Raw genomic sequence first — 21,893 nt, forward strand, 5'->3', positions numbered from 1 at the left:
GCAGGTGACCACTGCCCCGGGCATCGACCCCGGCCGGGAACGACCGTCGCCGTTCCCGGCCAGCGACAGCGCCGCCGACATTGCCGCCAAGGTCGCCGAGGTGCAGGCGTTCTTTGACGTCAGCCAACAGACGGCCCGCCAGGCGGTCGCCGAGGCGCAGCAGCACGCATTGATGGAACGTTTGAAAGCGCGCCACGCGGCACGCCTCGCCGGAATCTGGGTGGACAACGCGGCAGGTTGGAACGTCGTCGTTCGACTGACTGGCCCAGCACCCGCGGCCGATGAGACACATCCAGGGGCGGATGGCCCACAACGCGTGCGCTACATCACCGGCGCCGCGATGACCGAAGCGGAGATGCAGCGCCGCCTGCACGCACAGCGGGACTGGCTGCTGGCCCAGCTGCCCGACCTGTTCGGCTATATCCTGGATGTCACGACCGGGGAACTGGAGGTTGAGCTGCGGGATACCCCGGCCAACCGCGCGACGGCGGCGGCCGTGCGCGACCACTTGCAAGTGCAACTGGGCTACCCGGTCAGGCTGCGCTGGTACCCAGCGACCACGCGCAGGCATCCGCCCTGATTGCCTTGGGGCGCTCGCGATGGCTGGCCGGGACCGGTACGATCACCGGCCTGCCTCCCGTTGCGGATCCCGTGCCCGTGCTGCGTATTGCCCTGCCCCTGCTGCTCGCAGTGTCCGCCCCGGCCGCTGCCCTGGACCTGCCGGCCCTGATTGAATGCCGCCAGGGCGTGGCCGAGCAGGCCGCGCTGGCGCCCCTGCTGGCTGATCCGCTGAAAGCCGTCGCCCACGGCCTGCAGCCGCTGCCGCAGGGCAACCAGTTCATGAGCGAGTACCGGCTGGCCCAGCCGATCAGCGTGTTCGGCGCCCGCACCGAACGGGTCGCCGTGGCCGGGTCCAGCGTCATGGCGATCCTCGACCAGGCCGATCCGCGGCCGCTGGCCAGGCAGCTGGGGCTGGAGACCGGCTACGATCAGGACGGCAAGTTCATGGCCGGCCGCGAGCTGGTCAGCCGCGACGTGACCGATCCGAAGACCGGCGAGGCCCGGATCGAGTCGATCATCCTCAGCGTCTCCACCGTGGCCTCCCATCCCGGCAAAACCCTGGCCGGCTGCACCTACAGCCTGGACCTGCCCGAGGAAGAAGCCCCCGCCCGGCCTGAACTGGCCCCGCCGCCGATCACCGGACCGGGCAGCGACGGTCACTGACAGGCCGCCACATCCTGCTAGACTTGGGCCAACGCCCGGCTTGCCGGGTGCCCTTTTTCCAGAGATGTCAGAAGACGACAGTAGTAGCTCCGCACAGGAGCCCAGTGAAAAGAAGCGCGGCTGGCTTGAACGCCTGACCTCCGCCTTCTCCGGCGAACCCCATACCCGCGACGAGCTGGTCGCTGTCCTGCACACCGCGCAGGAAGAGGGCCTGATCGCCGCCGATACCCTGAAGATGATGGAAGGCGCCATTTCGGTGGCCGAGTTGACCGTGGGCGACGTGATGATCTCGCGCTCGCAGATGGTTTCGCTGCCGGTCGAAGCGCCCTTCCTGGAACTGATGAAGCAGGTGGTCGAATCCGGCCATTCGCGCTTCCCGGTGCACGGCGAGAACAAGGACGACATCCTTGGCATCCTGCTGGCCAAGGACCTGCTGCGCGGCGTGGTCGCCGACAACGGCCCGGCCAACGTGCGCGAGCTGCTGCGCCCGGCAGTGCTGATCCCGGAGGCGAAGAAGCTCAACGTGCTGCTGAAGGAATTCCGCCTGTCACGCAACCACATGGCCATCGTGGTCGACGAGTACGGCGGTGTCGCCGGCCTGGTCACCATCGAGGACGTGCTGGAACAGATCGTCGGCGAGATCGACGACGAGCATGACGAGGCCGAGGATCCGTCGGCGCAGATCGCCATCCAGTCCGACGGCCAGTACGTGGTCGACGCGCTGACCCCGATCGGCGACTTCAACGAACGCTTCGGCGCTACCTTCTCCGACGAGGACTACGACACCATCGGTGGCCTGGTCACCGAGGCCGTGGGCCACCTGCCGGAAGTCGGTGACGAGCTGGCGCTGGACCGCTTCATGTTCCGCGTGGCCCGCGCCGATGCGCGCCGGGTCCAGGCCTTCCACGTGACCGTGCTGCCGCCGGACGCGCAGGACGACGCTTGAAGCGCGGCGCCCTCCTGGCACTGCGCCTGAGGCTGTGGCTGGCACTGTGCGTGCTGGCCACGGCCCTGCCGCTGGCCGCCTTCGCGCAGCCGGCGGCACCCGAACCTGCTGCACCCGCCACCAGCGCCGAGGCTCCCGCCCCGCGCATCGGGGTGGTGACCATGCAGCCGGGCACCGTGTTCTTCGAGCGCTTCGGCCATGACGCCATCGTCGTGATCGATCCGCTCAGTGGCGAAGCGACCTCGTACAACTTCGGCTACTTCGATCCGTCCGAGGACGACTTCATCAGCCGCTTCGTGCGCGGCGACATGATGTATTACCTGGTGGCGCTGCCGCTGCAGCAGGACCTGTCGTACTACGACGAGACCGGCCGCGGCGCCAGCGTGCAGTGGCTGGACCTGCGCCCGGAGCAGGCACGTGCACTGGCCGCCGACCTAGCCGAGCGCGCCAAGCCGGAAAACGCGCGCTACCACTACGACTACTACACCGCCAACTGCGCCACGATGGTACGCGACACGGTGGACAAGGCGCTGGATGGCGGCCTGCAGTCGCAGCTGTCGGGGCGCTCGCGCGGCAATACCTACCGCAGTGAATCGGTGCGCCTGGCCTCGCCGGCACCATGGATGTGGCTGGGCTTCGATGTCGGCCTCGGTCCGTTCGCCGACCAGCCGCTGTCGCGATGGCAGGAAGCCTTCGTGCCGATGCGCCTGGCCGACGCGCTGCGCCAGGCGCGCAACAGCGACGGCCGGCCGCTGGTGCAGTCCGAACAGGAACTGCTGCCGCACCGCATCGACCCGGAGCCGAAGGAGTTCGCGCGCCGCTGGTGGCCGTGGCTGCTGTGTGGCCTGGTGATCGCCGCCGGCATACTGGCGCTGCGCAGCCGGCCGCGCCTGCTGGCCGGGCTGGCCCTGCCGTTCTGGCTGCTGTGTGCCATCGCCGGCAGCCTGCTGGTGTTCCTGTGGGGCTTCAGCACCCACTACGCCGCCTGGGCCAACCGCAACCTGCTGCTGCTTTCGCCACTGGCCGTGCTGCTGCTGCCAGGCGCGATCGCGCTGCTGCGCCGGCGCGCGCCGGGCCGCATGTTCAGGGTCGTGCTGTGGCTGCTGGCGGTGCAGGCCGTGGCGGCGCTGGTGCTGCACTGGCTGAGCCTGCAGGCGCAGTACAACGTGCAGTGGATCGTGCTGCTGCTGCCCGTCCACGCCGCGCTGGCGTGGGTACTGGGGCGCCGTCCTCACTTGTCCGAAACACGGCACTGACGCACGATGGCGGGCATGTCATTGCCCGCCTCCGCTTCCGCCCCTGCCTCGGCCAACCCCGCCTGCGTCATCAACTGCGTCCACTACGATGACGACGGCAAACGCCACGACATCAGCCTGGATGCCATCAGCGATGTCATTGCCAGTGGCAACGGCTTCGTCTGGGTCGGCCTGTACGACCCCAACGACGATGTGCTGCTGAAACTGCAGGAAGAGTTCTGCCTGCACGACCTGGCCATCGAGGACGCGCGCAATGCGCACCAGCGGCCCAAGGTCGAGACCTACGGCAATTCGCTGTTCGTGGTGGTGACCACCGCGCAGATGGTGGACGAGCGCATCCAGTACGGCGAAACCCACGCCTTCCTCGGCCCGCGTTTCCTGGTGACGGTGCGCCACGGCGCCTCGCTGTCCTACGCTCCGGTGCGTGCACGGGTCGAGCGTGAACCGCAGCTGCTGAAGATGGGCCCGTCGTACTGCCTGTACGCGGTGACCGACTTCGTGGTCGACAACTACCTGCCCATCGTGCACCGCTTCCGCGACACCCTGGACCTGCTGGAAAAGGACATCTTTGCCGACAGCTACAAGCGCAGCACGGTGGTACGGCTTTACGAGCTCAAGCGCGAACTGAACAAGATGCGGATGGCGGTGGCACCGCTGCAGGATGTGCTGGCGCAGCTGCGCCGCTACCAGGGCGACCTGATTCCCGATGAAGTGAAGCTCTACGTGCGCGACGTGCATGACCATGCGGTACGCATCAGCGATGTGATCGACACCCTGCGCGAGATGCTGGGCACCGCGCTGAGCGTGAACCTGTCGCTGGTGACGCTGGCGCAGGGCGAGACGGTCAAGCGCCTGGGTGCATGGGCCGCACTGCTGGCAGCGCCGACGCTGATCACCAGCTGGTATGGCATGAACTTCAGCCACATGCCCGAGCTGAGCCAGCCGTGGTCGTATCCGCTGATGATTGTCGGCGTGGGCGGTGTGTGCGTAGGCCTGTACCGGTTGTTCAAGCGCGCGAAGTGGTTGTAGCGCGTATCGACCAACGGTCGATACCCACCATGCACGGGGGTGTCGATACCCAGCAATCCGGTAGGCCGCGACCGTTGGTCGTGGCACATGCCCCGCTTCTGGTAGTGCCGGCCGCTGGCCGGCAACCAGGGCAATGCCGGCCAGTGGCCGGCACTACCGTTCGGCATCAAGCCACGTAGACGGTCTTGATGTTCATGAACTCGTGGATGCCGTGGTCGGCCAGCTCCCGGCCGAAGCCGGACTGCTTGCTGCCACCGAACGGCAGCCGAGCGTCGCTCTTGACGATGGCGTTGACGAACGCGGCGCCGCATTCCATGCGCTGCGCGAAGGCTTCGCCGCGCACCGGGTCGCGCGTCCACACGCTGCCGCCCAGGCCGAAGCGGGTGTCGTTGGCCACGCGCAGCGCCTCGGCCTCATCCTTGACCCGGATCACCGCAGCCACCGGCCCGAACAGCTCCTCGTCGTAGGCAGGCATGCCTGGGCCGACCTGATCGAGCACGGTCGCCGGATAGCCCGCATGGGTGCCGGCAATGGGCTCGCCGCCGACCAGAACGCGCGCGCCCTTGGCGACGCTGGCCTGCACCTGCTTGTGCAGTTCGTCGCGCAGATCGGCACGGGCCATCGGCGCCAGCGTGGTGCCACGCTCACTGGGATCGCCATACTGGCGCTGGCCCGCGGCTTCAACGAAGCGTCGGGTGAAGTCATCGGCCACCGCATCGACCACGATGAAGCGCTTGGCCGCAATGCAGGTCTGCCCGCTGTTGTCGAAACGCGACTTCACCGCCGCCGCCACGGCCTTGTCGAGGTCGGCATCGTCGAGTACCACGAAGGCATCGCTGCCACCCAGCTCCATCACCGACTTCTTCAGCTGGCTGCCGGCATTGGAGGCGATCGAGCGCCCTGCCCGTTCGCTGCCGGTCAGCGTCACCGCCTTCACCCGTGCGTCGCGCAGCACCTCGGCAGCCTGGTCGTTGTCGATGTGCAGCACGTCGAACACGCCATCAGGCAGGCCTCCGTCACGACACACCGCCAGGATCAGGTCGGCGCACTGCGGCACGTTGCTGGCGTGCTTGAGCAGGGCCACGTTGCCGGCCATGAACGCCGGTGCCAGGAAACGGAACACCTGCCAGACCGGGAAATTCCATGGCATCACCGCGAACACGCAGCCGATCGGCTCGTAACGCACGTAGCTGCGCTGGGCTTCGGTGTCGATCAGCTGCGGCTTGAGATAGTCGGCTGCGTGGTCGGCGTAGTACTCGCAGGCGGCAGCGCACTTGTCGACCTCGGCCAGCGCCTCGGCCTTGAGCTTGCCCATCTCATGGGTCATCGCCTGCTGCAGGTCGTCGCGACGCGTGCGCAGCTGCGCGGCGATCTGGCGAAGGACGGCACCGCGATCCTGCAGCGAGCGATCGGCCCAGCCGGGGAAGGCATCGGCGGCAGCCTGCAGGCGCTGCTCGATGTCAGCAGCGCCCATCAGTTCATGGCGGTAGGTCACCTGGCCGGTGGCCGGGTCGATGATCTCGACGGTCATGGGGGATCTCCATCTGGAAGACCCCCATTGTGCGCCGCTGTCCGTGAGCCGGGTGTTGCCGGCGCTGTCGACAGGCCGTGTGCTCAGCCGTTGTCCTGCCGCGCCAGCTGCAGGTCGCGCTGGCGCCGCTTCTCGGCGCGGGCGTTGATGTACCAGCCGATCACCGCAGCGATCGACACCGCCGACACCAGCAGCGTGGCCAACGCGTTGATCTTCGGACTGATGCCCATGCGCACCGAAGCGAACACCTTCATCGGCAGCGTGGTCGAGCCCGGCGTGGCCACGAAGCTGGCCACCACCACGTCATCCAGCGACAGGGTGAAGGCCAGCAGCCAACCCGCCACCAGCGCAGGCGCGATGATGGGCAGGGTGATGCGGGTGAACACGGTCAACCGGCTGGCGCCCAGGTCCATCGCCGCTTCTTCCAGCGACAGGTCCATTTCCTGCAGGCGCGAGGACACCACTACGGTGACGAAGCAGAGGGTGAAGGTCACGTGCGCGATCCAGATGGTGGCCAGGCCACGCGCCGGGAAGCCGGGAATCGCGCCCATCGATGCCAGCAGCGCCATCAGCGAGAAGCCCAGGATCACGTCCGGCATCACCAGCGGCGCGGTCACCAGCGCGCCGAACAGTGGCTTGCCACGGAATCGCTTGAAGCGGGTCATCACCATCGCCGCCAGCGTACCCAGCACGGTGGCGGTACAGGCGGTCCAGAACGCCACCACCAGGCTGGTCCACATCGCGTCCATCAGCGCGCGGTCGGCGAACAGGTCGCTGTAGGCGCGGGTGGAGAACCCGGCCCAGACCATCGCCAGCCGCGAGCTGTTGAACGAGTAGAACATCAACAACAGGATCGGCAGGTACAGGAAGGCGAAGCCGAGCAGCAGCACGCCCAGCCCCAGGCCCTTGGCGGTACGCGGGCTCATGCCTGCTTCCCTTCCAGCAGGCGCTGCTGGGAACGGTTGAACAGCAGGATCGGCACCAGCAGCAACAGGATCATCGCCACCGCCATCGCCGAAGCGCCCGGCCAGTTGCGATTGTTGAAGAACTCGTTCCACAGCTGGCGGCCGACCATCAGCGTCTCCGAACCACCGAGCATTTCCGGGATCACGAATTCACCCACGGCCGGGATCATCACCAGCATGCAGCCGGCGATGATGCCGGCCTTCGACAGCGGCAACGTGATGCGCAGGAACGCCTGCCACGGCTTGGCGCCGAGGTCGTAGGCCGCTTCCAGCAGGCGGTGGTCATGCTTGACCAGGTTGGCGTACAGCGGCAGCACCATGAACGGCAGGTAGCAGTAGACGATGCCGATATAGGCGGCGGTCGGCGTATCGATCAGCTGCAGTTTCGGCAGCCCCATCGACGTCATCAGCGTCTGCAGGCCGGTGAACTGCAGGAACTGGTCAAGCAGGCCATTGCGGTCCAGGATCGCCTTCCACGCGTACACGCGGATCAGGAACGAGGTCCACGACGGCAGCACCACCAGCATCATCGCCACGTTGCGCGCGGCCGGCGACAGGCGCGCGATGGCATAGGCCATCGGATAGCCGATCAGCAGGGTGAAGAAGGTGGAGATCGCCGCGATCTTGATCGAGCTCAGGAACGCCTGCGCATAGATCGAATCGCGGAACAGCGCCAGGTAGTTCTCCAGGTTCAGCTTCAGCGAGAAGCCGCCGTCGGCGTACTGCAGCAGCCAGGTATACGGCGGCGAGCCGACCCGGCTGAGCGAGAAGCTGATCATCAGCACGATCAGGAACGGCACTGCGAAGAACAGCAGCAGCCACAGGTACGGAATGCCGATCACCGTGGCACGCAGCCCCGGCAGCCAGCGCTTCAGGCCGGCGACGCTCATGAGGTCAGCACCACGCCGTCGTTGTCGCGCCAGTGCACCCACACGCTGTCGCCCCAGGTCAGGCCATCGCTGGCCCAGCGCTGCGAATTGGCGAAATTGGCCAGCACCTTGGCGCCGCTGGGCAGGCGCACGTGGTAGACCGAATGGCTGCCGAAATAGGCGATGTCCTCGATCACGCCCTGCGCTTTGTTGGTGTGCCCATCCGGCTCGTCCTTGCCGATCATCACCTTTTCCGGGCGCAGCGCGAATGCGACCGGCTGCCCTTCGTAGCAGGTGATGCCATGGGCGATGTAGATCGGTGCCGGGAACAGCGGCGAGCGCACGGTCACGTACTCGGGCAGGTCCTCGTCGATCACCCCGTCAAACAGGTTGACCGAACCGATGAACTCGGCGACGAAGCGGTTGGCCGGCTGCTCGTAGACCTCGTCCGGCTTGCCGACCTGCTGGATCCAGCCGGCATCCATCACCGCGATGCGGGTAGCCATGGTCATCGCTTCTTCCTGGTCGTGGGTGACCATCACGCAGGTCACGCCCGACGACTCGATGATGCTGACCAGTTCCAGCTGCATCTGCGAGCGCAGCTTCTTGTCCAGTGCGCCCATCGGCTCGTCCAGCAGCAGCAGCTTCGGCCCCTTGGCCAGCGACCGCGCCAGCGCCACGCGCTGCTGCTGGCCACCGGACAGCTGGTGCGGCCTGCGCTTGCCCAGGTGGCCCATCTGCACCAGGTCGAGCATCTCGCCGACGCGCTTGCTGATCGCGTCCTTGCCCAGGCCATCCTGCTTCAGGCCGAAGGCAATGTTCTGTTCGACCGTCATGTGCGGGAACAGGGCATAGGACTGGAACATCATGTTGACCGGCCGCTGGTACGGCGGCAGCGCGTCCAGGCGCTGGCCATCGACGGTGATGCTGCCCTTGGTGGGCGTCTCGAAGCCGCCCAGGCAGCGCAGCAGGGTCGATTTGCCGCTGCCGGAGCCACCGAGCAGGGCAAAGATCTCGCCCTTGCGCACGTCCAGATTGACGTCGTCGACGGCGACGAAACCGTCGAATTCCTTGCGCAAATCACGAATGGAGAGATAGCCGGGCGCACCGGTCGTGTCGACGACGGCGGCTATCGGCTGGGCTTCAACGGGCATGGGGGCTCCGGGAGCGGGCGGTGGACAGCGGCCGCCATTCTAACGGCCGGGGGCCGCAGGGGATATGACGGCAACGGGTGGCACCCACCGGGCCGGGGGGGATCTGCAGATCTGGTGGGGGCCGACCGTTGGTCGGCCCTGCCGGAAAAGCATGCCGACCAACGGTCGGCACCCACCTGCCAGCCAGCCCTTAGCGCCCGGTCTTCACCTCGGTCCACAGCCGGGTGTAGAGCTTGTCGGTCTCCGGCGTGTTGATCGAGTAGGTGAACATCTTCTCGGCCACGTCGGCCGGCGGGTAGATGGTCGGGTCGGTACGGATCGCCTCGTCCACCAGAGGGGTCGCGGTCGGCACCGGATTGGCGTAGTGGATGAAGTTGGTGTTGGCCGCGGCAACCTTCGGCTGCAGCAGGTAGTTGATGAAGGCGTACGCGGCTTCCGGATGCTTGGCGTCCTTCGGGATCGCCAGCATGTCGAACCACTGCGGTGCGCCTTCCTTCGGGATCGAATAGGCCACGTGCACGCCATTGCTGGCTTCCTCGGCGCGGTCGCGGGCCTGGATGATGTCACCCGACCAGCCGACCACCAGGCAGGTACCGCCGTTGGCCAGCGAACCCACGTACTGCGAGGAGTGGAAGTTCTGCACGTACGGGCGGATCGACTTCAGCAGGTCGGCGGCCTTCTGCAGCTCGGCCGGGTCGCCGCTGTGCGGGTCCAGGCCCAGGTAATGCAGTGCGATCGGGATCATGTCCGCCGGCGTGTCCAGGATGGTCACGCCGCAGTCCTTCATCTTGCTGATGTTCTCCGGCTTGAACACCAGGTCCCAGCTGTTGGCGATGTCGGCGCTGCCGCCGAAGCGCTGCTTCAGCATGTCCACGTTGTAGCCGATGCCGGTGGTGCCGATCATGTACGGCACGCCGTACTGGTTGCCCGGGTCCTGGGTGGCGATGCGCTTCATCACCGCCGGATCGAGGTTGGCCAGGTTCGGGATCTTGCTCTTGTCCAGCGGCAGGAACACACCGGCCTGGATCTGGCGACCGAAGAAGTTCAGGGTCGGCACCACCACGTCATAGCCGCTGTTGCCGGCCAGCAGTTTGGTCTCGACCATCTCGTCACTGTCGAACACATCGTAGGTCACCTTGATCCCGCTCTCCTTCTCGAAGGTCGGAATGGTGTCCTCGGCGATGTAATCGCTGTAGTTGTAGACGTTCAGGACCTGGCTGTCCTGCGCGCCGCCATTGCCACCGCCACAGGCGGCGAGCATGGCGGAGGCCAGGCCGAGCGTGAGGATACGCAGCTTCATCGGGTGCTCCAGAATGCGGGAAGGGGGGGGCCGGCGGGGCCGGCGACGGGTGCCAGCCTACCCCCCGGCGGCGGATTTTTCTATTCCGGATGCTCAGACGTTCAGCAGCAGGAACTCGCGCTCCCACGAGCTGATGACGCGGAAAAAGGTCTCGTATTCCTTGCGCTTGACCGAGATGTAGGCCCGGCAGAAGCGCTCACCCAGCAGGGCCTGCAGCTCGCTGCACCGCTCCAGCCCGTCCAGCGCCTCGCCCAGCGAGCGCGGCAGGTTGTAGCCCAGTTCCTTGGCGCTGCCGGTCACCGGCGCATCCGGTGCCAGCCGCTCGCGGATGCCCAGCAGGCCGCAGGCCAGGGTCGCGGCCATCGCCAGGTAGGGATTGGCATCGGACCCGGCGAAACGGCTTTCCACGCGCATGTTCTCCGGCGTGTCCAGCGGCACGCGCAGGCCGCAGGTGCGGTTGTCGAAACCCCAGTGGACGTTGCTCGGCGAGACTTCGCCGAACACCAGCCGGCGGTAGGAGTTCACGTTCGGCGCGAAGAACGCCATCGCCTGCGGTGCGTACTTCTGCAGGCCGCCCAGGTAGTGGCCGAACACCGGGCTGAACTCGCCCTCGGCATCGGTCTCGCCAGCGAACACGTTGCTGCCATCGCTCACCCGCACCAGGCTCTGGTGGATGTGCATGGCACTGCCCGGCTCGTTTTCCATCGGCTTGGCCAGGAACGTGGCATACACCCCGTGGCGCATCGCCGCTTCGCGCATGGTGCGCTTGAACAGGAACACCTGGTCGGCCAGGTCCATCGCATCAGCATGGGTGAAGTTGACCTCCAGCTGCGCCGCGCCCGATTCGTGGATCAGCGTGTCCACATCCAGCTTCATCGCATCGGCGTAGTCGTACATCAGGTCGAGGATCGGGTCGAACTCGTTGACCGCATCGATCGAGTACGATTGCCGCGCGGTCTCCGGGCGCCCGGAGCGGCCGGCCGGTGGCAGCAGCGGGAAGTCCGGGTCGGTGTTCTTCTGCACCAGGAAGAACTCCAGTTCCGGCGCCACCACCGGGCGCAGGCCCAGCTCGGCGTAGGCTGCCAGCACGCGGCGCAGCACGTTGCGCGGCGCCAGTTCGTGCGGCTCACCGCTCTTGGTGTAGCAATCGTGGATGACCTGCGCGGTGGCGTCGGCCGCCCACGGCACCATGCGCACCGTGTCCGGATCGGGGCGCAGCATCATGTCCGAGTCCGACGGCGAGGTCAGCTCGTAATAATCGTCAGGGAACTCGCCGGTGACGGTGGTGGCGAAGATGCCCTCAGGCAGGCGCGTGCCGTAGTCGTGCGAGAACTTGTCGGCGGGAATGATCTTGCCGCGCGCGTTGCCGGTGATGTCCGGCACCAGGCATTCCACCTCGGTGATGCGCCGCTCCTTCAGCCAGCGCAGCAGCGTGCTTTCCTGCGGTGCGGGGGGCGTGGCCGTCTTGCGCGGGCGCGTTCGGGAACTCATCGGGAATCCAGTCGGTTCTGTTGGTGCTGCCGGCAAGCCTGGCCGAACGCACGGAAAATAGCGTGATAGAACGGCGCCTGCATGACACGCCACTCCGGGTGCCACTGTACGCCGAGCACGAAACGATGGTGCAGGCTGCGTGCCGCTTCGACCAGCCCATCGTCGGCCACGGCCTCGACCTGCAGCCCCTGCGCCAGGCGGGCGACACCCTGCCCGTGTACCGAATTGACCTGCGCGCGGCCACTGCCGTGCCACTGCGCCAGCCAGCCATCGGCGGCCAGCGTGACCGCGTGCGCCGGCCCATACTGCACCTCCACCGGCGCCTGCGGTTCTTCGCGATGGTCGGCCAGGCCAGGCACCGCGTGCACCTGCGGATGCAGGCTGCCGCCCAGCGCGACGTTCAACTCCTGGAAGCCGCGGCAGATCGCCAGCACCGGCAGGTCCAGCGCCAGTGCCTCGTGCAGCAACGCAAAGGCATTGGCATCGCGGGCCGGGTCATGTGGATTGCCTGGCCAGCTGCGGCCACCTTCGTAGTGCTGCGGTTCGATATTGCTGACCGCGCCGGTCAGCAGCAGCCCATCCAGCCCCTGCAGCCAGTTACCGGCCGGCAGCGGTGGCTGCAGGCTGGGCAACACCACCGGGGTCACCTCGGCCGCCTCGGCCAGCGCGCGAATGTACTTCTCGCCGGCCATCGCGAAACGGTGATGGCCGAGCACGGTGCTGTCGGTGGGCAGGCCCACCCAGGGCAGGCGGCGCATGGGAAAACTCCTTGGCGTGCCAACACGTTACCCGTCGCCCGGCGAAGGCGGCAAGTCGGTGCCGTCACACCACAGCCGTCACGCATCGGCGAAACTACCCGGGTGAACGCCGATCGACCTGCCCCGCTCCGCCCTCCCGCCCTGCACCCGCGAGGCCTGCAGTGAGCGCCGCCTTTCCGCCCAGCTGGTACGCCGCCAGCCTGCCCGAACCGCCCGCACTGCCCCCGCTGCAGGGTAATGTGCAGGCCGACGTTGCGGTGCTGGGCGCCGGCTATACCGGCCTGACCGCAGCCCTGGAACTGGCCGCACGTGGCCGGCGCGTGGTAGTGCTGGAAGCGCAGCGGATCGGCTGGGGCGCGTCCGGCCGCAACGGCGGGCAGGCGCTGGTCGGCTATGGCTGCGAGGTGGACGAACTGGAGCGTCAGCTCGGTCGTGATGATGCGCGCCACCTGTTCGACTGGTCGCGCGACGCGGTGCAGGCGATGCGCGCCCGCATCAATCGCCACGGCATTGACTGCCATTGGGTGGAAGGCCACGCCAGCGTCGCCATCCGCGAACGCCATGAACGGGAACTGCGCGTCCACTGCGAGCACCTGCAACGCCACTACGACTACCCCATGCAGTGGTGGGACCGTGACGCCCTGCGCGCGCAGCTGGACAGCCCGCGCTATCGTGCCGCGATGTTCGATCCGCTCAGCGCGCACCTGCACCCGCTGGCCTATGCGCGCGGTCTGGCCGATGCGGCGCGCGCGGCCGGCGTGGTGATCCACGAGCATTCGGCGGTAACCCGCGTGCAGCGCGGACCGCAGCCGACCCTGCACACCGCCCACGGCAGCGTACGCGCCGCGCATCTGGTGGTGGCCGGAAATGCCTGGCTGCAGGGCCTGCTGCCCGAGCTGGAACGGCGGATCATGCCGGTCGGCACCTATATCGGCGCCAGCGCGCCGCTGGGGGCCGAGCGCGCCCGCGCCCTGATCGGCAACGACATGGCCGTGGCCGACACCGCCTGGGCATTGGACTATTTCCGCCTCAGCCACGACCATCGCCTGCTGTTCGGGGGGCGCGCCAGCTACTCGGCGCTGCCCCCACCCGGCCTGCGTGGGGTGATGCAACGGCGCATGCACCAGGTGTTCCCGCAGCTGGCCGACGTGGCACTGGACCAGGTATGGGGCGGCTACGTCGACATCACCCGCAACCGCGCCCCGCATTGGGGCCGGCTGGACGGCGACCTGTACTTCGCGCAGGGCTTCTCCGGCCATGGGGTGGCCGCCGCCGGGCTGGCCGGCGAGGTGATCGCGGCCGCCATTGCCGGCCAGAGCGAGCGCCTGGACGTGTTCCAGCGCCTTCGGCATGCGCCCTTCCCCGGCGGCCGGCTGCTGCGCACGCCGCTGCTGGTGGCGGCGATGTCCTGGTACAAGCTGCGGGATGCATTGTGGTGAAGATTCTGCATCTCCACCTGTATTGAACGTTCTGACAAACGTACCGCAGCGCTGATCGTGCTGCACACGTCACAGATTTTCACGCGACATCTGTGATGGATGGCTGGACAATTTCCTAAATGCGCAGCTATGCAATTGCATAATCGTTCGCAGACCGATACCGTCCTGAGAAACCGGGCCCCGCGGCGAATGGATGCTGACAGGGGACACGTAGGAGAGGGGGACGTGCGATTGGACTGGTGGAAAGAAGGATTGTTGCTGAAGGTGCGCATTCGTCCGGCTGGCCTGATGATTGCCTTGCTTTATGCAGTTGCCTATTGGGCAACCCGACAGCTGTCGCTGGATCAGTTCTATTTGCCAGCCGGCATCCGGGTGGCAGCCGTGCTGTTGTGCCCGCCGCGCCTGTGGCCCTACCTGCTGCTGGGCGAATATGCGTACTTTGCACAGTCCCGCGTGCCGATGATCGAGAAGTACGGCCTGACATGGGTCATTGTTGCCTCCGCATTCCTCATGCCAGCGGTGATGCTGATTGTGAAGCTGCAACGGCGACTGATGGCGGAGTCGCAGACGATCGGCCTCTTGTTGATTGCCGCCGCTTCCAGCGTCGTTATTACTCTGCTCAACCTCAGCTTTTCCCATCTGCTCTGGCCAACACCTCCTTCCACACCCTTCCTGACCAATGCCGCGCGCTTCAGCGTGGGTGATTTCATCGGCATTCTGACGGTGGCCCCCATCGCCATGCTGTGGGCGCGGCAGGACGTGGGGCAGGAGTGGAACGCTCGACGAAAGACCCCGATGCTGGCAGCACTTTCATCGATGCTGCTGATCGGGATAGCAGCGACTCAACTGCCCGCAGACTGGATTGCATTGAAGGCAACGTTCCTGCTGCTGTTGGCACTCCCCGCGGCCGCGCTTACCTGCCTGTATGGCTGGAAGGGGGCTGCCCTTGCAGTGCCGGTGCTCAACATGGTCATCGGCCTGACCACGCCCAACACCCATCCCACCGCATTCGATCCCGCGGCCTTCATCACCCAGCAGATCATGGCGATCAGCGGCATCGTATTGCTGCTGCTCGGATCACGCATCACCCACTTCTACCACCGTTACAGGCTGCGCGAGATGGGGGAAAGGGACGCCATCCATCTGGCGAGGAGCTCGCAATTGGCCAGCGAGATGGAGCTGCGTGAACGTGCCCTGCACCTTCGCAAGCTCGGCGACGGCATTGATACGTCGCTGGTTGAGCTGGCCGAATGGCTCAAGGCCCAGGGACATCACGCAGTGGCCAACAGCCTTCTGCATACCTCGAATGTACATTCGCGGCTCTTTCGCGAACAGACAAGCATGGTCTATCCCTCGGGCCTGGAGCATCTTGGGCTTTACGTGGCCCTGCAGGCGGGTGGCATCCGTGAGTCGTGGAAGCTGACGGAGCGCGTTCTCCGCCCGGATCTGAAAGGCGACCCCTGCAACCTGAGCGTGGAACTGCAATTGGCCGCTTACCGGACACTGATTGACGCGGTCTCCATTCTTCTCAAGCATGAAGGTGGTCAGATTCGCATTCGTGCAAGGTGCGGCAGAATGGGCTCCAGGCGCGGAATCCTCATGGTCGTGTCACTGCTGGAACAGCGCAGACGCCTTTCCAAGCAGACAACGATGGCAGCGTTCGAGCGACTGACCGGGCGAACCCTCCCCTATGACGGGACCGTTGACTGCTATCGCAACCGGGTCAGGATTCTGTTCCTCGACCGCGAAACCAGACTGGAGGCAGTAGCCAGTACTCCATCGCGGTACGGCTGCCCCGCACCCTCTGCGCTGCAGTAGTGCATTTCACAGTCAAGCGACCGGATCGAACCAACACAGCAGAATCGCATAACGTCCCGCTCGTCCCCCTGGCCCAGGGCGTCATGGGCACCCGGCGAACACCGGGTGCCCATGCAGTCTGATACTGAAGCTGGCCGATATCCCGGCAACTGTCAGTATCAGGGTGCCTCTACTGCCCACAACACATCAGCTCCGCTTGCATATCTGACCAGCGTGAATGCGGGGGCCCGATAGACAACCGTTCTGGTGGCCTTGGCGGGAACAGGCAGGCGCTGCTCCGGCAACGACACCTTCGCAGACGGGTCACCTGCCGGCAGCACCCAGAACGTGCCGGCAGCATTGCCGATCACGATGTGCACGTGCCCTGCGAGATCGTTTACCTGGAAATAATCCATGCCATCGCGCTCGAACCCATAGACCAACCAGCCGGGATCCACGCTGAGGTCTTGTGCCTGCGGAATCGACTGGCCGAGTCCTTGGCCTGCCAACTTGATTCCATGGTCGTCACTCGGGGCAAAAGCAAAAACGGATACCGGCACCAACATCAATGCACCAGCAAATGCATGAATTCGGAAACTTCTCACACTGACCTCCAGGTTGGATGCAATACGGATCAAGAAGGATGCTACCGCCAATCGCATCAGCATATACCGGGCGGACTCCGCAGTGCCTGTCGGAGATAATCCACTGGATCGATGCAAACCCATGCCACGCCGAAGCTGCCTCCGAAATCGCCAATACCCGCGGCGAAACCCGCGCACGGTGCGGGTCAGCGGCATCTGCGACAAGGCCCTGGACAGGCGCGTGCAACAGCAGGATGTCGTCGATTGTGTGACGGCGAACACAGCGGACAGCATCAACCGCCGAATGTGGCGGGTGCAACGGCTGAAACGCGATCGACACATGGGCGCACTGATTGTGGATGATTCACCGTTCTCTGGTGGCTATGCCGCCGCACTGCCGGGCATGTAGGGCCTCGAAGCATGGGAAGCCGCCGATTGCAGCGCAAAGGGAGGCCAGACACATCGATTGCCCCCATCTCCAACTGTCGATAGTGTCTGCGGAAGTGGTCAGTCATCATTGGCCAGGAGATGAGAGGCGCGGGCTTGGACCGATTCAAAGAAGCAATTGAACTGAGCTTCCGGATCCGACCCGTCGGAATCGCACTCGCGGCCGTCTACGCCCTGGGCTGCCTTGCCTCGCGTCAGTTCTCGCTGGATCAGTTCTTCCTGCCCGCGGGCATCCGGGCAGCGGCACTACTGATCGTCCCGACCCGCCTGTGGCCCTACCTGCTGCTTGGCGAGTACGCGTACTTCGCAACCTTGCGCATTCCCATGATCGACAGCTACGGCCTGGCCTGGGTCATCCTGGCCTCGACGCTGCTGATGCCGGTGGCGATGCTGGTGGTCTACCTGCATCGCATTAGAATGCCATCGGAGTCCGCCACCGGCCTCTGGTTGCTGTCGTTGACCTTCTGCATGGCGTTGTTCGTCCCGGCTCTCAATATGGGCATTTCATTTGCTCTGTGGTCGAACCCACCGCCGAGCAACCTGCTTAGCGCAGTTGATCGCACGATCTTTGGCCACTTCGCCGCCATCATCACCCTCGTGCCGTTGGCATTCCTCTGGTCGCGACGACACGCGGCCCCCAATTGGACGCGCCGCTTTGCTGCGCCTACGGTCACGGCCATCCTGGTGATGCTGGTCCTGGGCCTGTGCATGCAGCTTACGGCCATCAGCGCCCACACCACACGCACCCACCTGGTACTGCTGTCCTCCCTCCCAGCGATCGCCCTGACCTTCATGCATGGGTGGCGTGGCGCTGCCATCGCGATTCCGCTGTTGAACCTTCCACTCCATTTCGCCACACCCAGCACCGGCCTACCGTCCTCGTTCGACCTGGGCACCTTCGCCACCCAGCAGAACATGGCCGTGATGAGTGTCGCACTGCTCGCCCTGGGGTCCAGCATCAGCTATCACCATGAGCGTGCACGGTGCCGTGGACTGGCAGAGGAAACCACGTTGCGCCTGGCACGTAGTTCGCACCAGACCCGTGAGCGTGAGCTTCGCGAGCGCGCCTCCCATCTCAAGCAACTCGGCGAAGGCATGGACAGCTCGCTCGGCGAGATGGTCAGCTGGCTGAAGGCGCAGGGGCATCATGCGGTGGCCAACAGCCTGCAGCACGCCTCATCCGTGCACTCGCGGCTGTTCCGTGAACAGGCCAGTCTGGTCTACCCCACGGGGCTGGAGCAGGTTGGGCTGTATATCGCGCTGCGGGTTAGCGGCGCATGCGAAAGCTGGGACAACTCCCATCGCGTGATTCCGCCCCGGCTGGAGGGCAACCCCTGCCTGCTGACTGTCGACCTGCAGCTCGCCATCTATCGCTCGCTGATCGAGGCGGTGTCGCTGCTGCTGGAACTGGAGTCGGGACAGGTCAGCGTGCGCGCCCGGAGCGGCCAGGCGGGCGACCGGCGCGGCATCGTGGTGGTCGTTGGCCTGCTTGACCGCGGTCGCACGCTGTCGAACCGGACCGTTCAGCAGGCCATCGAGCGTCTGGCCGGCCGGATAATGGCCTACGGCGGCACGGTGCATTGCCGTGGCAACCGGCTCCGGCTCGTCCTGCACGAATCGCTTGCGGGTACAGCGGCGGCATTCGCATCGCCTGCCTGATCGGTGAACGACGCGCAGGGCACGCTGCTCCGGCTAAAGTTGCACCCGAAACCGCCGCTATCCGTGCCGAGTCCCTCCCTCGTGAGCCACCGCATCATGCCCGTCCTGCCGCAGGCCGCCGTCGATGGCGACCTGGCCGATCCGCTGCCGCAACGGATCCTGCTGGTCGAAAACTCCCGTGCGTTCACCGGCATGCTGCGCGAGGCCATCGAGCAGCGCCTGGAACTGCCGGTGGTGATCGCTTCCACCCTGGCCGAGGCCGATCGCCTGCTGAGCGAGGATGGGGGCTGGTTCCTGGTACTGACCGGGCTGGTGCTGGCCGACGGCGACCGCGACGCGGTGGTCGAGTTCTTCCTCAGGCGCGGCCTGCCCACCGTGGTGGTCAGCAGCGTCTACGACGAGGATCTGCGCAAGCGCGTACTGCAGCAGCAGATCATCGACTACGTGCTGAAGAACACGCCGGGCAGCATCGACTACCTGGTGTGGCTGGTGCAGCGCCTGGAGCGCAACCGGCGCATTGCGGCACTGGTGGTGGACGACTCGCCGTCCGCGCGCGGCTATGCCGCCGCCCTGCTGCGCATGTATGGCCACGAGGTGCACGAGGCCGCTGACGGCAACGAGGGCCTGGCCGCGATCGAGGCGCATCCTGCGATCCGCCTGGCCGTGGTCGACCAGGAAATGCCGGGCATGCAGGGCGTGGAGTTCACCCGCCGCCTGCGCACCCTGCGCTCGCGCGACAAGGTGGCGGTGATCGGCATTTCCGGCAATGCCGATGCCTCGCTGATCCCGCGCTTCCTGAAGAACGGCGCCAACGACTTCCTGCGCAAGCCGTTCTCGCGCGAGGAGTTCTTCTGCCGGGTCTCGCAGAACGTGGATCAGCTGGAGCTGATCGGCACGCTGCAGGACCTGGCCACCCGCGACTTCCTCACCGGCCTGCCCAACCGTCGCTGCTTCCTGGAACAGAGCCAGCGCCAGCTGCCGCAACTGCAGCTGCATGGCCAGTGCGTGGCGGTGGCAATGATCGACATCGACCACTTCAAGCACATCAACGACACCTACGGTCACGAAGCCGGCGATGACGCGCTGCGCGCGGTGGCCGGTGCGGTGGCCGCGCATGCCCGCAGCCACGACCTGACCGCCCGCTTCGGCGGCGAGGAGTTCTGCCTGCTGGTGCCGGACATGGAGCAGGACGAGGCCCTGCTGTACTTCGAGGAACTGCGCCAGCGCATCGCCGCGCTGGAAGTGGACATCGGCACCGCCAGCCTGCGCATGACGGTGAGCATCGGCCTGTGCTGCCTGCGCCCGCAGCGCGATGCACTGCATCGGCTGATCTCCGAAGCCGACCGCCAGCTGTACCTGGCCAAGGCCGGCGGCCGCAACCGGGTCAGCTGCACCACGGTGGCCAGCCCGCTGCGCCCGCGCGAGCCCGCGCTGACCTGACCGGGCAGCCTTGATCCAGATCAACGCCGCGCCAGCGCGGCAGCTCTACAGTCAGCCCCGACATACGCATGAAGGGGAGCCGGGGATGGCACTACTGGTCTGGCAGGACGATCTGAACATCGGCATCGATGTGATCGACCAACAACACCGCCGCATCATCGAGATGCTCAACCATTTGCACGTGGCCCAGGCCAGCATGCAGCGTGCGGCAGTGGGCGAGGTGATCGACGAAGTGGTGGACTACACCATGTCGCACTTCGCGTTCGAGGAAGAACTGATGGAGGAAGCGGGCTATCCGTTCTGTGCCGCGCACAAGCGCGTGCATGAAGTCTTCATCAAGCGGGTATCGGAGTACCGCATGCGCTTCCAGGCCGGCGAGGACATCAGCGATGAACTACGCACCATGCTCTCGCGCTGGTTGTTCAACCACATCCGCGGCGATGACCAGGCCTACGCCGAACAGGTCAAGGCGCACTTGAACCAGTTCGCCCGCGAACACCAGGGCGGCGGTTGGCTGGGGCGCACGCTCAAGCGCTTCTTTGGCTGAGCCGCAGCGCGCGCCGGTGCAGGGCCACCAGCGCGCACAGGGTCGCTGCCGCAGTCAGGCACAGGTAGTAGCCGACCGCGACCAGGCCGAAGCGTTCGGCCAGCCAGGTGGCCAGGTACGGCGCCGGCGCCGCACCCAGAATGCCGGCCAGGTTGAATGACAGCGAGGCGCCGGTGTAGCGCACTTCCACCGGGTAGATCTCGGCCAGGAAGGTGCCGCAGGGGCCGTAGGTCAGCCCCATCAGGAACAGGCCCAGGCACAGGAACGCCGTGACCAGCCAGGGACTGTGCGGCTGGAACAGCGGAGCGAACAGCACGCCGAAGCCGATGATCAGCACGCTGGCCACGATCATCGTGCGACGCGTGCCCCAGCGGTCGCCATAGCGCGCCGACAACGGGATGCCCAGCGCGAAGAACAGCATGCCGGCCATCTGCATCAGCAGGAACTGCTCGCGGCTGTAGCCCAGCACGGCGGTGCCATGGCCGAGGCTGAACACGGTCATCAGGTAGAACAGCACGAAGGTGGCGAACGCCCCCAGCGTGCCCAGCAGCATCGCCACCGGATGGTCACGCAGCACCGTCCACATCGGCAGCCGCACCGGCGCCTTGCGCTCCAGTGCCTGCTTGAAGTCGGGCGTCTCATGGATGTTCAGGCGCACCCACAGGCCCAGGCCGACCAGCAGCGCGCTGGCCACGAACGGAATACGCCAGCCCCACTGCAGGAAGTCGTCCTGGCTCAGGCAGCGGCCGAGCGCCAGGAAAATGCCCGCCGACAACAGGAAACCGATCGGCGCGCCCAGCTGCGGGAACATGCCGTACCAGGCGCGCTTGCCCGGCGGCGCGTTCTCGGTGGCCAGCAGCACCGCCCCACCCCACTCGCCGCCCAGCCCCAGGCCCTGGCCGAAGCGGCACAGCGCCAGCAGCGCGGGCGCCCACAGGCCAATCTGCGCGTGGGTCGGCAGCAGACCGATCAGCACCGTAGACAGGCCCATGGTCAGCAACGCGGCGACCAGGGTGGCCTTGCGGCCGATGCGGTCGCCGAAATGGCCGAACACCGCCGAGCCGACCGGCCGTGCGATGAACGCCACCGCGAAGGTCGCCAGTGACTGCAACAGCGCCGCCTGTTCGCTGCTGTCCGGGAAGAACAGGTGCGGGAACACCAGCACCGCGGCCGTGGCGTAGATGTAGAAATCGAAGAATTCGATGGTGGTGCCGATCAGGCTGGCCAACAGGACGCGGCGGGGAGAGTTCACGGGCGGTGCGGCAGCGGTGATCGTCGACATCGGCAACACGGGTAACGGCGGATCGCCCGATTCTGCCACGGGCCGGTGGCCGCACGGGACGATGGTTTCAGCCGACACCGATGCCAATAAGGGTGCCAGGCGCCATTGTTCTGCAGGTCCTCGCCCCTGCTCGACCACATTCCACGAAATGCAGCCGAGCATCGGCTCGGCTCTA

The 21,893-nt window shown here is 66.2% G+C and carries 20 protein-coding genes; 11 read left to right on the forward strand and 9 right to left on the reverse strand.

The window, feature by feature from the left end:
* Positions 1 to 4: 4 nt before the first annotated feature.
* From AC5QAB_RS08785 to AC5QAB_RS08805, 5 genes are all read left to right on the forward strand, one after another.
* On the forward strand, positions 5 to 580 hold the full coding sequence (locus tag AC5QAB_RS08785) for a hypothetical protein (RefSeq protein WP_495233352.1): 576 nt from the start codon (positions 5 to 7) through the stop codon (positions 578 to 580).
* A gap of 77 nt (positions 581 to 657) precedes the next feature.
* Positions 658 to 1,224, forward strand: a complete 567-nt coding sequence (locus tag AC5QAB_RS08790) for a hypothetical protein (RefSeq protein WP_014646571.1) — start codon at positions 658 to 660, stop codon at positions 1,222 to 1,224.
* A 64-nt stretch (positions 1,225 to 1,288) separates the two neighbouring features.
* Positions 1,289 to 2,170: a CorC family transporter gene (locus tag AC5QAB_RS08795; RefSeq protein WP_014036584.1), complete on the forward strand. Its 882-nt coding sequence runs from the start codon at positions 1,289 to 1,291 to the stop codon at positions 2,168 to 2,170.
* The gene (locus tag AC5QAB_RS08800; protein WP_262217280.1) at positions 2,167 to 3,426 is read left to right on the forward strand and encodes a DUF4105 domain-containing protein; all 1,260 of its coding nucleotides are present in this window, start codon (positions 2,167 to 2,169) and stop codon (positions 3,424 to 3,426) included. The genes AC5QAB_RS08795 and AC5QAB_RS08800 overlap by 4 nt, the downstream gene beginning before the upstream one ends.
* A gap of 6 nt (positions 3,427 to 3,432) precedes the next feature.
* Positions 3,433 to 4,455, forward strand: a complete 1,023-nt coding sequence (locus AC5QAB_RS08805; RefSeq protein WP_014646569.1) for a magnesium and cobalt transport protein CorA — start codon at positions 3,433 to 3,435, stop codon at positions 4,453 to 4,455.
* A 166-nt stretch (positions 4,456 to 4,621) separates the two neighbouring features.
* Here the strand turns inward: AC5QAB_RS08805 and AC5QAB_RS08810 are convergent, their stop codons facing one another.
* The 7 genes from AC5QAB_RS08810 to AC5QAB_RS08840 form a co-directional block, all read right to left on the reverse strand.
* Positions 4,622 to 5,986 (reverse strand): NAD-dependent succinate-semialdehyde dehydrogenase, encoded by a 1,365-nt coding sequence (locus tag AC5QAB_RS08810; protein WP_069117304.1) that lies wholly within the window; start codon positions 5,984 to 5,986, stop codon positions 4,622 to 4,624.
* Between the two features lie 83 nt (positions 5,987 to 6,069).
* Positions 6,070 to 6,912, reverse strand: coding sequence for an ABC transporter permease subunit (locus AC5QAB_RS08815; RefSeq protein ID WP_005415928.1), 843 nt, complete (start codon positions 6,910 to 6,912; stop codon positions 6,070 to 6,072).
* The gene (locus AC5QAB_RS08820) at positions 6,909 to 7,841 is read right to left on the reverse strand and encodes an ABC transporter permease subunit (RefSeq protein WP_014646567.1); all 933 of its coding nucleotides are present in this window, start codon (positions 7,839 to 7,841) and stop codon (positions 6,909 to 6,911) included. The genes AC5QAB_RS08815 and AC5QAB_RS08820 overlap by 4 nt, the downstream gene beginning before the upstream one ends.
* Positions 7,838 to 8,974, reverse strand: coding sequence for a polyamine ABC transporter ATP-binding protein (locus tag AC5QAB_RS08825; RefSeq protein WP_197561454.1), 1,137 nt, complete (start codon positions 8,972 to 8,974; stop codon positions 7,838 to 7,840). The genes AC5QAB_RS08820 and AC5QAB_RS08825 overlap by 4 nt, the downstream gene beginning before the upstream one ends.
* Before the next feature lie 190 nt (positions 8,975 to 9,164).
* Complete coding sequence (locus AC5QAB_RS08830) at positions 9,165 to 10,274, reverse strand: polyamine ABC transporter substrate-binding protein (RefSeq protein ID WP_014646565.1); 1,110 nt, start codon at positions 10,272 to 10,274, stop codon at positions 9,165 to 9,167.
* 93 nt (positions 10,275 to 10,367) lie between these two features.
* Positions 10,368 to 11,765, reverse strand: coding sequence for a glutamine synthetase family protein (locus AC5QAB_RS08835; protein ID WP_032960938.1), 1,398 nt, complete (start codon positions 11,763 to 11,765; stop codon positions 10,368 to 10,370).
* Positions 11,762 to 12,523, reverse strand: a complete 762-nt coding sequence (locus AC5QAB_RS08840; RefSeq protein ID WP_197561736.1) for a gamma-glutamyl-gamma-aminobutyrate hydrolase family protein — start codon at positions 12,521 to 12,523, stop codon at positions 11,762 to 11,764. Before AC5QAB_RS08840 ends, AC5QAB_RS08835 begins: the two co-directional genes overlap by 4 nt.
* 161 nt (positions 12,524 to 12,684) lie before the next feature.
* Between AC5QAB_RS08840 and AC5QAB_RS08845 the strand changes: the two genes are divergently transcribed.
* Both AC5QAB_RS08845 and AC5QAB_RS08850 read left to right on the forward strand, forming a co-directional pair.
* Positions 12,685 to 13,962 carry an NAD(P)/FAD-dependent oxidoreductase gene (locus AC5QAB_RS08845; RefSeq protein WP_046429788.1) on the forward strand — a complete coding sequence of 426 codons (1,278 nt, stop codon included), beginning with the start codon at positions 12,685 to 12,687 and terminating at the stop codon, positions 13,960 to 13,962.
* Between the two features lie 225 nt (positions 13,963 to 14,187).
* On the forward strand, positions 14,188 to 15,780 hold the full coding sequence (locus tag AC5QAB_RS08850; protein WP_049405548.1) for an MASE1 domain-containing protein: 1,593 nt from the start codon (positions 14,188 to 14,190) through the stop codon (positions 15,778 to 15,780).
* Between the two features lie 158 nt (positions 15,781 to 15,938).
* Here the strand turns inward: AC5QAB_RS08850 and AC5QAB_RS08855 are convergent, their stop codons facing one another.
* Entirely contained in the window at positions 15,939 to 16,427 is a 489-nt protein-coding gene (locus AC5QAB_RS08855; RefSeq protein ID WP_049405537.1) for a hypothetical protein, read from the reverse strand.
* 157 nt (positions 16,428 to 16,584) lie between these two features.
* On the opposite strand from AC5QAB_RS08855, the gene AC5QAB_RS08860 reads away from it, so the two are divergent.
* The 4 genes from AC5QAB_RS08860 to AC5QAB_RS08875 all read left to right on the forward strand — a co-directional run bounded on the left by AC5QAB_RS08860 (position 16,585) and on the right by AC5QAB_RS08875 (position 20,436).
* Entirely contained in the window at positions 16,585 to 16,752 is a 168-nt protein-coding gene (locus tag AC5QAB_RS08860) for a hypothetical protein (protein WP_154583325.1), read from the forward strand.
* A gap of 134 nt (positions 16,753 to 16,886) precedes the next feature.
* On the forward strand, positions 16,887 to 18,449 hold the full coding sequence (locus AC5QAB_RS08865; RefSeq protein WP_014646560.1) for an MASE1 domain-containing protein: 1,563 nt from the start codon (positions 16,887 to 16,889) through the stop codon (positions 18,447 to 18,449).
* A 96-nt stretch (positions 18,450 to 18,545) separates the two neighbouring features.
* Positions 18,546 to 19,889 carry a diguanylate cyclase gene (locus AC5QAB_RS08870; RefSeq protein ID WP_049405533.1) on the forward strand — a complete coding sequence of 448 codons (1,344 nt, stop codon included), beginning with the start codon at positions 18,546 to 18,548 and terminating at the stop codon, positions 19,887 to 19,889.
* Positions 19,890 to 19,974: 85 nt separating this feature from the next.
* Positions 19,975 to 20,436 (forward strand): bacteriohemerythrin, encoded by a 462-nt coding sequence (locus tag AC5QAB_RS08875; protein WP_004151683.1) that lies wholly within the window; start codon positions 19,975 to 19,977, stop codon positions 20,434 to 20,436.
* On the opposite strand, the gene AC5QAB_RS08880 is transcribed toward AC5QAB_RS08875, so the two are convergent.
* Positions 20,417 to 21,718, reverse strand: a complete 1,302-nt coding sequence (locus AC5QAB_RS08880) for an MFS transporter (RefSeq protein ID WP_032961593.1) — start codon at positions 21,716 to 21,718, stop codon at positions 20,417 to 20,419. The genes AC5QAB_RS08875 and AC5QAB_RS08880 overlap by 20 nt on opposite strands.
* Positions 21,719 to 21,893 lie beyond the last annotated feature (175 nt).

This window comes from Stenotrophomonas sp. YJH_SMC_127 (genome assembly GCF_059372445.1).